At 46.0% G+C, this 12,831-nt stretch carries 8 protein-coding genes and 1 CRISPR repeat array (1 of these 9 cut by a window edge); of the genes, 2 read left to right on the plus strand and 6 right to left on the minus strand.

Going from position 1 to position 12,831, the window contains the following annotated elements:
• A CRISPR array of direct repeats spans positions 1-3,396; the repeat unit is 37 nt; unit sequence GTTTCAATCCCTGATAGGGTTTTATGGTTTTTCCGAC; it begins 922 nt to the left of the window's first position.
• 279 nt (positions 3,397-3,675) lie between these two features.
• From QUB37_RS04395 to QUB37_RS04420, 6 genes are all read right to left on the minus strand, one after another.
• A complete protein-coding gene (locus tag QUB37_RS04395) occupies positions 3,676-5,793 on the minus strand; it encodes a DNA-binding protein (RefSeq protein WP_333159473.1) in 2,118 nt (705 codons plus the stop codon).
• 264 nt (positions 5,794-6,057) lie between these two features.
• Complete coding sequence (locus tag QUB37_RS04400) at positions 6,058-7,827, minus strand: NACHT C-terminal helical domain 2-containing protein (protein ID WP_333159475.1); 1,770 nt, start codon at positions 7,825-7,827, stop codon at positions 6,058-6,060.
• A gap of 359 nt (positions 7,828-8,186) precedes the next feature.
• Positions 8,187-8,879: a hypothetical protein gene (locus tag QUB37_RS04405; RefSeq protein ID WP_333159477.1), complete on the minus strand. Its 693-nt coding sequence runs from the start codon at positions 8,877-8,879 to the stop codon at positions 8,187-8,189.
• A gap of 149 nt (positions 8,880-9,028) precedes the next feature.
• The gene (locus QUB37_RS04410; protein ID WP_333159479.1) at positions 9,029-9,745 is read right to left on the minus strand and encodes a hypothetical protein; all 717 of its coding nucleotides are present in this window, start codon (positions 9,743-9,745) and stop codon (positions 9,029-9,031) included.
• 38 nt (positions 9,746-9,783) lie between these two features.
• Complete coding sequence (locus tag QUB37_RS04415) at positions 9,784-10,557, minus strand: PP2C family serine/threonine-protein phosphatase (protein WP_333159481.1); 774 nt, start codon at positions 10,555-10,557, stop codon at positions 9,784-9,786.
• 211 nt (positions 10,558-10,768) lie between these two features.
• The gene (locus QUB37_RS04420; protein WP_333159483.1) at positions 10,769-11,431 is read right to left on the minus strand and encodes a VWA domain-containing protein; all 663 of its coding nucleotides are present in this window, start codon (positions 11,429-11,431) and stop codon (positions 10,769-10,771) included.
• A 244-nt stretch (positions 11,432-11,675) separates the two neighbouring features.
• Between QUB37_RS04420 and QUB37_RS04425 the strand changes: the two genes are divergently transcribed.
• Positions 11,676-12,278 (plus strand): Uma2 family endonuclease, encoded by a 603-nt coding sequence (locus QUB37_RS04425; RefSeq protein ID WP_333159485.1) that lies wholly within the window; start codon positions 11,676-11,678, stop codon positions 12,276-12,278.
• Positions 12,279-12,330: 52 nt separating this feature from the next.
• Complete coding sequence (locus tag QUB37_RS04430) at positions 12,331-12,585, plus strand: DUF6737 family protein (RefSeq protein ID WP_333046688.1); 255 nt, start codon at positions 12,331-12,333, stop codon at positions 12,583-12,585.
• Positions 12,586-12,831 lie beyond the last annotated feature (246 nt).

Genomic DNA, 12,831 nt, shown 5'->3' on the forward strand with positions numbered 1-12,831 from the left:
ATCTGGGCAATATTGCGTTTCAATCCCTGATAGGGTTTTATGGTTTTTCCGACCGACAGGATATTCCAAAACATTTAAAAACGCCAATGCTGTTTCAATCCCTGATAGGGTTTTATGGTTTTTCCGACGTCAAAGCAAGAGCCTACGCCATTGATGATAATGCTTTGTTTCAATCCCTGATAGGGTTTTATGGTTTTTCCGACGCAGTCCAATCACCTTTATAATTGCGATAACCGAGTTTCAATCCCTGATAGGGTTTTATGGTTTTTCCGACCTGGGGCGGAGATGCCGCACCATATCAAGGAGTGATTGTTTCAATCCCTGATAGGGTTTTATGGTTTTTCCGACATATGGATATTGAGTGCAGAGCAAACACTCCGCGTTTCAATCCCTGATAGGGTTTTATGGTTTTTCCGACCAATTTTATAAAATTTCGAGCCTTCCTTCCATTCGTTTCAATCCCTGATAGGGTTTTATGGTTTTTCCGACACTGATTGAAAATCAGACCGATTCTCAGTTGCAGGTTTCAATCCCTGATAGGGTTTTATGGTTTTTCCGACCGTATATCATTTAAGCACTCACTAGCTTCATCTGACGTTTCAATCCCTGATAGGGTTTTATGGTTTTTCCGACCTGACAATTACTAAGGCGGATTTAGTTCCCCCTACGGGTTTCAATCCCTGATAGGGTTTTATGGTTTTTCCGACTTCAAGATATCGGTGTAATACACGTCTAACCCGGTTTCAATCCCTGATAGGGTTTTATGGTTTTTCCGACATTTGCTGGTAGAATTTTTGGCTCGCCCTGAGCGAGTTTCAATCCCTGATAGGGTTTTATGGTTTTTCCGACACGATTACCGTGAATGGTCAAGCGCAGGGCGGTGAGCCTGGTTTCAATCCCTGATAGGGTTTTATGGTTTTTCCGACACGTTGACCCTACTCCGCCTCCAGCACCATTACCAGTTTCAATCCCTGATAGGGTTTTATGGTTTTTCCGACACCGTGAATGGTCAAGCGCAGGGCGGTGAGCCTGGTTTCAATCCCTGATAGGGTTTTATGGTTTTTCCGACTTGTCATCTTCGGCAGTAGCAACTTGATCCGATCCGTTTCAATCCCTGATAGGGTTTTATGGTTTTTCCGACTCTGAGAGAAAAAGGTTTCAACAATTTTATAGTGTTTCAATCCCTGATAGGGTTTTATGGTTTTTCCGACTTAGGTATGGCTTCGCTCGGACTATCAATTTTGGTTTCAATCCCTGATAGGGTTTTATGGTTTTTCCGACTTTTCGGAGCCTGGTTTTTTAGCTGAAGTTGGATTTAGTTTCAATCCCTGATAGGGTTTTATGGTTTTTCCGACTATAGATCGTGGGAGATCCATTAATCATTTTTGCAGTTTCAATCCCTGATAGGGTTTTATGGTTTTTCCGACTCATCAGAATGCAATCAGTTAATTGGGCGATCGCGTTTCAATCCCTGATAGGGTTTTATGGTTTTTCCGACTGCAGTTATCCCGTTTTGCGACGATGGACTGATTGTTTCAATCCCTGATAGGGTTTTATGGTTTTTCCGACTTCTGTAACAACGGGCTCGACTGCTAATTCTGTGTTTCAATCCCTGATAGGGTTTTATGGTTTTTCCGACAATATTACGCTGGTGATGGTAGCACTCAATACATGGTTTCAATCCCTGATAGGGTTTTATGGTTTTTCCGACGCGACTTACATAGACTTCCGTAGCGATTTCATCCTCGTTTCAATCCCTGATAGGGTTTTATGGTTTTTCCGACGTTCGTCCACGATTCTTTGGCTGACAACCGGTAGTTTCAATCCCTGATAGGGTTTTATGGTTTTTCCGACTTTTCCCCTTGTGCTACCCACACCTAGCCCTACTCCTGTTTCAATCCCTGATAGGGTTTTATGGTTTTTCCGACTCAGATAATCTTTAATAGATTCGTCTACCTTTACTTGCGTTTCAATCCCTGATAGGGTTTTATGGTTTTTCCGACACCAGGGCTGTGAACACTGGTTTTAGTAAAATCGTTTCAATCCCTGATAGGGTTTTATGGTTTTTCCGACCTGGGCAGGCACTCGCCGGAGGATTTAGCTACCGTGGTACGCGTTTCAATCCCTGATAGGGTTTTATGGTTTTTCCGACCTTTGTCGCTTTGCAACCAATCAGTATTTACAATGTTTCAATCCCTGATAGGGTTTTATGGTTTTTCCGACGTGATACCCCTTCAGTCGAAAATGCCAGCGCGCTATCGGATAACGTGTTTCAATCCCTGATAGGGTTTTATGGTTTTTCCGACCCGCAAGTGTATAGTTTCAGTTCTTACAAAACGGGTTTCAATCCCTGATAGGGTTTTATGGTTTTTCCGACTCATTCGTTCGCAACAGTTTGTACCGTTTAGTTGCTTGCGTTTCAATCCCTGATAGGGTTTTATGGTTTTTCCGACTGGTCGGTTTGCCCGATCGCCTTCCCTTGCGAATTTTGTTTCAATCCCTGATAGGGTTTTATGGTTTTTCCGACATTAGCAAGTTAACTGGGTCGTTAAGTTTCACCGGGTTTCAATCCCTGATAGGGTTTTATGGTTTTTCCGACTCCTTTATTTCGTAAGTGTCTATTTCATCACCGAAGTTTCAATCCCTGATAGGGTTTTATGGTTTTTCCGACTGGGCTTGGTACATCGCGACGAGCGCCCTCAGTGTTTCAATCCCTGATAGGGTTTTATGGTTTTTCCGACTTGGCAAGGAGTTGATTGCGATCGGCAGGGTCGAGGTTTCAATCCCTGATAGGGTTTTATGGTTTTTCCGACTATATATATATGTATTTCATCATATATTGACATGTTTCAATCCCTGATAGGGTTTTATGGTTTTTCCGACTATCAATGGAAGCTCGATCGCGCGTAATGGGTCTGGCTGTTTCAATCCCTGATAGGGTTTTATGGTTTTTCCGACCGGTGAAAAACAGATCCGGGAAGGCGATCGCATTCCGTTTCAATCCCTGATAGGGTTTTATGGTTTTTCCGACAGTAATGTCGCGTCTACTTCTTCCAATTTGTTGGTTGTGTTTCAATCCCTGATAGGGTTTTATGGTTTTTCCGACGCAGTGTACTAGGTAGCAGTTTCAGGGCTTCGGCGTTTCAATCCCTGATAGGGTTTTATGGTTTTTCCGACTCCGCCATGCTCTAGCAGCGCAAGGGAAGCCCACACAGGCGTTTCAATCCCTGATAGGGTTTTATGGTTTTTCCGACAAAACTCAGAAAAACTGTGAATGCGGCTAGGTTGGTTTCAATCCCTGATAGGGTTTTATGGTTTTTCCGACACAGCCGAAATTCCAGGAATGACGGGAATGGGTTGTTTCAATCCCTGATAGGGTTTTATGGTTTTTCCGACAGCCCGTTCCAGAAGCCTTGCTGTATTTGGTTTTCAACGTTCATTTGCGTCTGCATAAAACAAAAGTACCATTTCAGCCTTCGACTTGTCAATACCCAACTTTTCAGACAGCCCTCAAACCCTTGCCCCGCATAGATTTCAGCGATTGCGTCTACCATTTTATTGCTTGAAGTGCCTCTAACCCTTACAGCATCTACATTATAGCCCCCCAATTTAACACCTCGATTTTTACACCTACTCATAGACGCATTTTCAACCCAAAAACAGACATCAACCCGATCACCACTTCCCCAAAGCCCCCCAAACAGTACCCGAAACCACGCCCCAAATCGCCCCCAAACCAGCGCCCACGATCGCCCCCGCCACAGGCCCCAACTCCACTGGCACCCCAGCGCTAACAGCCGGAAACATCGCAGACACCCCCGCCCCCAACACAGCACCCGCAAAAGTCCCCAAAAAACTACCCCAAATCGCCCCCAAAGCCCCACCCTTCAAGCCCGAAGGCTGAAACGAAATTGGCAGCTTCGGCGAAAACCCGCAAAAGCCCAACAAACCCCCAGAAACCACACCTCCAACAGAACCCACACCAGCAGCCACGATCGCCACACCCAGCAGCAAACCCGCAAACTCATTCACCGGCCGCATCTGGACACCGTATTGCTGCCAAACCACCAGCCCAGCCCCCAAAAAAACACCAGCCAGAGTCCCCACAAACGAGCCCCAGACCGCCCCCAAATACCCTCCCCGCCGGCCCCACACCCTCCCCGCCGGCAGCGCCAGAGGAGGCCGAAAACTCGCCCAAACACAGCCCCAGACAGCACCAACCACCGCCCCAGCCAAAATCCTCTCACCGATCCCCGGAGTGCTATTAATCGCCCCAAACACCGCACCGCCGATCGCCGCCAACAAAAAAGCCCCCCAAGACGCCCCCACCAAAACTCCGCCCCACTTCCGCCAAATCTGATTCGGCGGCAAAGTAAAAACGCCCCACATCACCCCAAAAAAACAGCCCCAAATGGAACCAACAAAAATCGCCCCCAAAATAGCACTGCCGCCCTCAGCTATTACCGAATAAATCCCCCCAATCGCCGCCAAACACAAACTACCCCAAACACCTCCCCAAGCAGCATCCTGAAAAATGCGCTCAAACTTGCCCACCGGAAGCTGAGGCGCAGGAGTCCGACTCCGAGGAGACATCGGCATCGGTAGCAACGGCACTGCGTACTGGCCGAGGGGACGTGGCAGCCCCGTGGCTGGCTGTTGCCGACGCATTGCGGGCTGGGCCACGACAGGCGGTGGTTGGGGCTTTTTACGCTTGATTTTCGCAGGCTGCAAGTGCAATCCGTTGTTGACTGCTTGCCGCGAAGGAAACGGATCGCGCCCTTTCAGGAGTTTTGCCCGATCGCACCAAGGACACCGACTGAGATGATTTCCGTATTTATGCTGACTGTTTTTGCTGCAAGTTACCAAAGCATCTTCCGCTTCCCGAATCGCATTCACCCAAGTTTTCGCATCCGGGCGCGCCGAAGGATTGCCGTGCCCTTCCTCAAAACAGCGGATAAACATCTGCCGCAGCCGGGGATGCAGCATCTCAAAAGGAGGCGCAGCCGGCATCGGGCGGTAGGGAATCCGTTTCGTACCTGTGGGGAAATGGCCCGATCGAATTCTCGCTTCCAAAGACGGCGGTTCATCGCTACCGAGATAAACTCCCGCAAACGGGTGCGTACCTTCCATCAGCAATTGAAAAATTAATACCGCTAAACCGAATAAATCGTGCTCAGGAGATCGATCGATATCGCGGAAAGTCTGCCCCTGCAACTCCGGCGGCGTAAACTCCGGTTTCCCCACGGGACACCGATAAACGTAACCCGTATAAGGATCACGCACTTGAAACGAATCCGTGTCTACCAGCGTTACCAACGCCGTATCCGTCACGAGAATGTTCGACTCGTTTACGTCCCCGATGACGTAACCCCTGATGTGGAGGGCGTTTACAGCCGAGGCGAGATTTCGGGCGGTACGGTGGAGGTAAAGATAGCTAAATAGCGGTTTTTGTTCGCGCCTGGTTTTGGGGGTGTAGAAAGTGTGTACCGGCATCACTTTGTTGACGCGCGGCATCACAAAACCGACGATTTTTTCTCGCCCGCCCACAGTATGCAGCAAATCGATCGGCCAAGCAATGGAAGCGTGCCCGGGTTCTGCGATCGGCGCATCCGGCGGCATACTGAACATGACTGTGAGTTTGTCGCCGTCTTCGTCTGTCGGTTTGTGGTAGATTTTTGCTACAAGGGACGAGTCTTGGGCGATCGGGTAGATGCGACCTTCACCCCCACTGGCGATCGCGTTTTTGGTGTCGATCGCAATCAGTTGTCCGCTAAATTGGCGCTGCAACTGCATAGAATTCCGTTATGGGATACAGGATTTGGAAGCCATCACTCAATAAATTTGACTTGCCCATTAAATCTTACCTTTCTTAGGACTTAGGCACCGGTGCGTCGAAACCGGGTTTTTCACCAAAAGACGGGTTGCAGCCCGCAGATTCGGTTAAAAACCCGGTTTCTTGGGTGGGAGTGCGTAAGCCCTGTTTCTGTTAGTGGGATGGGCGTCCCGCCCGTCCATCCATTAGTGGGATGAGCGTCCCGCCCGTCCACGCTATCAAAATTAAATGTGAACCAGCTTCAAATCCACCGACAATAACAACATTTTATCCTCAATTTTTTGTCTGACGGCCGGTGTCACCTGACAATTATCGCTGTTGAGGCATTCCACCAGCAAGTTGTGGGCATAGTAATACTGTTTCAGCAAAGTTTTCTGTTGGGGGCAAAAGTTTCGATTGTAGCCGATCGCAGTTTTGAATTTTGCCAGCCAACAGCCACCGAATTCTTTGCGCCAGTTTTTCCAGTTTTGCAAATCCGGCATCTCAGTCTGAAATTGTGCCAGCAGTTGTTTAAGTTCGGGTTCAATATCCAGCGCCCAAATGTCAACCAAGATACCCGCCACATCATTATTATCAAAAGCCAATTTCAGAGACTCGTTAACCTCTGCAAATTCTACATTTTTTCCCACCTTTACCAAACAATTCCGCAACTTGCGAACTTTCGATCTATCAAACTTCAAACTCGGATCGAGGACGCTAGTCAAAGCCAAATCGAGCACGCAAACTAAGGCAACATAAAAAGCCCTAATTTCCGCCGGTTTAAAATTCCTTTGCACTAACTGAGACTTGTGATTTGCCCAGATTAGCAACTGCTGCAAGGTTTCATCCTTAGCCACCATACTGTCTAATTTTTGTTGCATCAGCAGCAAAAGTTCGTCAGCAGGTTGCAAAATGCTGACAACTCTCACAAATTCATTTTTCCACTTTTTGTCTGTAATCCGGCTGACCAATTCTGGCAGCGATTCCGGGTTCGCACTGTCAATCACATATTCTGGTTGAGTGTCGGTTTCCTCTAGCAGTTCGTCAACTGCGCTTTTGATAAAGTTATCCACCAACCAGTCGCGGGTACGCGAGAAATTGCTCTCCAATTCTAGGTAATGACTGCCTAATTTAGCCTTAAAGTCTTTGGGAAAACTCTCTTTGGCCACTAACATATTTTTCCAGCGAGTTAGCTGGCTGGCGTTGCGTTCTGGAAAGCGGTTGTACAAATAGTCGATCGCGATCGCATCTAGAATATCCGCACCCAGGATTTCCCGCCGTTTCACCTCGTTTGCGGGGCCTATTTGTCGCCACTGAGTTAGATCCCCATGCTGGCTAACATTTGGTTCAATCAAGTGCTGAATCAGCCAGTTTCCCCCACGGGAAAAATCGCGATCTAACTCTAAGTAAATCGCCGCAAACAAAGCCTCAAAACTTTCGGAGAAAGATATATTGTACTCGCTTTTCTCTGTTTCTTTCCCGTTCCATACTAGCCAACTAAGCTCGTTTAATTTCAACTTTTGTGCAAATTCCGCAGTTCTTTTCGAGTCTGCTAAACGAGCTTTTAAGGTTGAGATAGCATCTGGATCGAGTTCTGGATATTCGCGGTAGAGGTAATCGGTAACAACCGCACCGAAAATCGCTCCCCCTAAAAGTGACAGCCGTTTGTACTTAACCTCTTGCCAAGCGGCAGACTCCTCGGGGCGATCGGGGTAATAGTTGGTAGAGTAACGGCAATTCAAGGCAATTTCCAGCAGTTTTGTCTGCTGAAATCTGGGAATGTCGATCGCTGCTTTGACTGCTTCAATATCTACCTTTTTATGTTTAATTCGCTCTAATTCTTCTTCACATTTTCCCCACTTTTCCAACCAATCACCGCCCGCATCTTCCACATACAAATCCACAAAATCAACCCCGTAATTCATCCATTCATCCTGCATTTTTCTGGCGGCTTCCAGTTCTTCCCAAACTTTCTGCAAGTTATTTTCAACGGTGTGTGTACCTTGTACTGTCATAGTATTTGATTTTGATGTAATTAGATTTTATTTCCAACAATTTCACCGCACTTAAATCAAATCTCATCTCACTTCAATTTAGGCCGAGTTGCTAGTTATTTCACCCGATTGATTGCTGCGGTAAATGTTCCCATTGCTTAGCCTTCGTCTCAAGCACCTATTGCCAGCGTCTGGCAGACTCCTCCCGGAAACAGAAAAGGGGAGGGAAAATCTTGGTCTGTTTTACCTTTTCCAGAAGCAGGCTGGGGGTTAGGTTTTTGGCATTGTCGAAAATTGTGCAATATGTGAGTTAGTCAAAAAATTTTTTTTTCACAGAGTTTGGAGCAGTCGAACTATTCTCAGCAGCAGATATGCTTGATTTACGGGAACTTGAGGTAACGACCTGCGGGCAAATTATCACTATTATATAATGCTATATTAACTAACTGGTTCAGGAAATTTGCATCGTTTTTATCATAACTTAAAAATAATCCTCTGTCAATCCCCCAATCTTGAAGAGTTTGTTGCCAATTTTGATATTTTAGTTCAGAGAATTCATCCGAAAGAGTAGTGACTTGAATGCAGAGGGGCTGCTGTTGGCGGTTGCTAACGATGGAATCGGTTGCCATAGAAAGATCGGCAACATATCGATACAAAACAGTGCCTTGGCGATCGACAATTCGGGCTGCGATCGCACGAATGACGAGATCGTCAGCCGGATCAAATTTACCGGCTTTCAGTTTTTGTTTCCAGATGTAAAATTTGCGATCGTTTTCGCTCAGCCATTTAGGAAATAGATAGCTGTACCAATACCTCTCCCCCGGAGTCATTAACTCAAAAGCGGCTTTTTTTTCTATTTCCGAAGGTATAGATTGAATAGCCAGCCAAACCTGAGAATCTCGGATAAGCTGCAGCAAAAAAGCCATCACAAATTTTTTAGCCGTTAGCGAACCGGGTTTAACATCTTTCACCCAGCGATTGATTTCATCCAATCTTCTCGCCAAACTCGGATCTATTGGATCTGCTGCGCTAATTAGGGAGTTGAGCTTATCCTTAATCTCTTGTGCTTGCAAACGACGACCTACTGTACAAACTAAAGCAGAATTGTTGACACCTCGATTTTATTATAGAACCGCACCAAATTTTCACCGCTCATTACACATCTCCCAAAATTGTTGTGGGTAAGTATCCTGCCAGCCCTTGACTTTATTTGAGTAGATGCCTATTCAATAGTTGCTGCCGATTCCCGCAGCTCCTTGTACAATAAAACCATATAAACAGTCATCAACGGCCCGACTAAGAATCCCAGTAGGTTACTCACCATCTGAGATGCTAGCGAATTCCCCAATCTTGAACCGATTAGTCCCAAAATCAAGATGGCTGGCACAAGAGCCACAATAGATATCAGAAAGTTGGCGCGAAATAACAACCACCAGCGCCCTTGAGTTAATTTCCAACTGCTGTTAAGACTATCCTGTACTGAAGAGTTATTAATGACCGTAACGTAAGATGAAAACATTAAACGATATAATATATAACATCCGAAAATTACTATTAGGAGTAGAATCAAGCCTGGCAAAAACAAATGGAACAACCTAATCCCTATCATCCCTGCTAAAATAAGAACCATAGGAATAAAATAAGCCAAGATGAGTTGCAGCAATCTCCTGTTTGCTTGATTAAAAGCCTCACTCACAGTTACTTGATTTCCTGTCAAACTTCGGTAACTGTAGAAAATCATAGCTCCCGATAAGAAGGGAATTAGCACGAACAAGTAGATAATATTCAAAGGAATAGCTGCCGAACCCAAACCCAAATTATTCAGCAGCAGAATTATCAAACTGGGAGAGTTGATTATCAACAGAGGAGCGTATATAGCTCCCATCTTAGCAAAGGTTTCTCGTAACAAGTATATTGCACTAATTGGTTGATCTATCATTATTGTGTAACCACACTTTATCAGTGGATTTAAACAGATTAAACATTGCTCGAAAAACTTGCTAACAATAATGTTAAGTCATCATCGGTGCGTTCGGAAACGCGGGGCGATCGCAAAAATGACTCTAACTGCTGTTTCGCATCTTCCTCTTCTTTCCACTCGCCAGAAAACCGAAACAAAGGCGCAAAAAACGGCTTGTGCGGCGTCCCTTCCGGGATTTTGAGCGCTAGCATTTGCAAGCCGTCGGAAAACACGGCTAAGTGCTGCAGTTTTTCCCGCAGTACCTGAAATTGTGCTGTTTCTATCGCATTCGGCGAAATCAAAAAGATAGTTTCGTTGATGTATTCGCCGCAGGGAGGTACAGTCAGGGCGATCGCATTTCCTGCACTATCACCTGCTACCGCCGCACCGTCGCCGATTTGAGCAACTGCGATTAATTCCGGCGTAGCAACAACAGCAATTAAAGTGCAGGCTAAATCTCTCGGCGCCACTGCCCGCGCTGCCGCTTCTGCTTCCACCTGTGCCCGCGCAACTTGCAGTGATGCTGTCAAGAATACCTGCCATTCGTCGTCATTTTCAGGTAGCCTTTCCTGTTGCTGGCAAATCGTTTCGACAACCGCTTCCACAGCAATTTTTGCCCCAACTTCCGCGAGTGCTGCCGAGCCCGCACCATCGGCAACCGCTGCCGCTAAAATACCGTTTGGCAATAGACGCCAGCAGTGGGCATCTTGACAAGGCTGCGATCGTTTTTCGTGGCTCGTACCTATCACTGACGCCCCTACAACTTGCCAATTAAAGGATGAATTCTGCATTAATAACTCTTTAACTCAAAACTTCGTAAATTCACAACTATGCAAAGTCTGGACGGGTTTATTTATCCCTAATTACAGCACTTTTCTGGGTTCGTAGGTACTAGCCATTATAGGGACACGACAGTGCCGTAGGGACACGGCACTCTTACTAATGACCAATGACTAATGACTAATGACCAATGACCAATGACTAATGACCAATGACTAATAACTAAACAGTTCCCCATCCGGGTGGCGGCAGTGCTACTTGTTCATCAATTTTTGAGTGAGAAACTCTCTGCATACTAGCCGACAGCCAGATGAACATCTCTCTAAAGTCTAATCCTCTCAATTTTACAGGCGTGCGCTCCACAATTTGCGCGAGACGAGGGATATTAGCACCTTCCACTCCGACTGCAAAAAATGCGACGCGCTTGTTAGTTTCTTCCTCTTTAATCCGCTGTGCTGCTATTTCCACAACATCGTCGGATTCACCTTGAGGTTCACCGTCAGTAATCATAAATACCCACGGGCGGTAGTAGGTAATGCCGTTGTTGCGGTAGTCGGATTTGCGGGCTGCAATGGTATCTAATGCTAGCTGAATGCCTGCGCCCATGTGGGTTTGTCCTTGAGCTGTCAGCAGTGGCGTCTCGAACTGGTCGGCGGTCACGAAGTCTTGTACGACTTTGATATGATTGTCAAATGAAATAATCGCGACTTCGACTCGCTTTTTAGCTAGTTCGTCTTTAATTAGGTCATTCCTAAAGATTTCCAGCCCCTCATTCAAGGCATCTATGGGTGCGCCTTGCATGGAGCCGGAGGTGTCCAGCAGGAGGACGCAGGGACAGCGCGGCTCTGGGTTTTCGGCAAATTCTACGGCTTCGTCTAGTCTCATGGTTCGGGGTTGACCTGGGAGTGGCTCGATTTCTAGGTTTGTTACTTTACTGTATCAAGTTAGTAACAAATTTAAGTGCAAATTGCTAGGGCGATCGTATTTTACCATTTACCTGAATCGATTTGAGATTTTTAATTGTAGATTTTAGATTTTAGAATTGGATGTCTGCGGTCAAAAAAACAAATTCCTTCCTGCCTGTGGTAATATAGACTAATAGTATTACTGCAAAATAAGGATAAATCTTATGATTGCAACAGTCACGCAAAAATTAACCTTTGACCAATTCCTTGTAGAATGTCCCGAAGATGGACTCTATGAACTGGTAAATGGAGAAATTGTAGAGAGGAATGCCACAAGAAATCATGATGATGTTGCTAATTTCATGTTATTTGGCTTCAATGATGAAATCCGGCGACTAAATTTGAATTATGTAATCCACACTACAGCCGTTATCAGAACTGTAAGTAAAGCCGGCATCGAACAAGGGCGAAGACCGGATGTCAGCGTAATCGATCGCGATTCGTGGCGATCGAACCGTTCTGCTTATGCTGCATTGCGGGAACCAATTCAACTGGCAGTGGAAGTAACATCAACAAATTGGGAGGACGATTATATAGACAAATTGGACGAATATCGGCGCCTCGGAGTTCCTGAGTATTGGATTGTCGATTATTTAGCAATTGGCAGCAGGGAATTTCTGGGCAATCCCAAAGTTCCAACTGTATTTGTCCACCTTGTGGATGCAGATGGCAACTATCAAAGAAGCGCGTTTAAAGGCAGCGAACTAATTGTGTCGCGGACTTTCCCCGAATTAACGCTGACAGCAGAAGAGGTGATGAATGTTTAACTTCTGCTAATCCAGGTAGCCAGACTATTTTCCATAAACAATCACTAAAAATATGAAATCTATTTCTGATAAAAAACTTTCCAATCAAAAAGCTATTAGTCCTTGGAGTTACAAACCTTGGTGGTGTCAACCTTGGTCGATTCTTTTGACAGGCACGAGCCTGATTAGCGGTAGTTGGTTTTTATTAAAAACTGTTTGGATAACTGTTTTAGTCGCGATTCCTTTATTAGCTTGGATGGGTTTTTTCTTGTTAGTTTGGCCGAGGTTGATGCTGTCTAGCGGAGTTTTAGATTCTGATGCAGATTAGGTTTTGGTGGCGCGCACCTTATGTTTAGGGTAAGGTGCGCGGTCATTGGTGTCAACTTAGCGTTAAACCCTCATTCCGGCAGCGTTTGAAACAAGAGCCTCAAAGCGAAAGTCCTCGCTATGAGGACTAATGAGTTCTTCAGTCCTCTTCGAGAGGACTTTCGCTATAAGACAGGGAATTCATTCCCTGGCGGACTGCCGGGTGAACGCGAGGACTGGCGGACTAAAAGCTTCATTTGACACTAAT

Origin of the sequence: Microcoleus sp. AT3-A2, assembly GCF_036705685.1 — a bacterium.
GTDB lineage: Bacteria > Cyanobacteriota > Cyanobacteriia > Cyanobacteriales > Microcoleaceae > Microcoleus.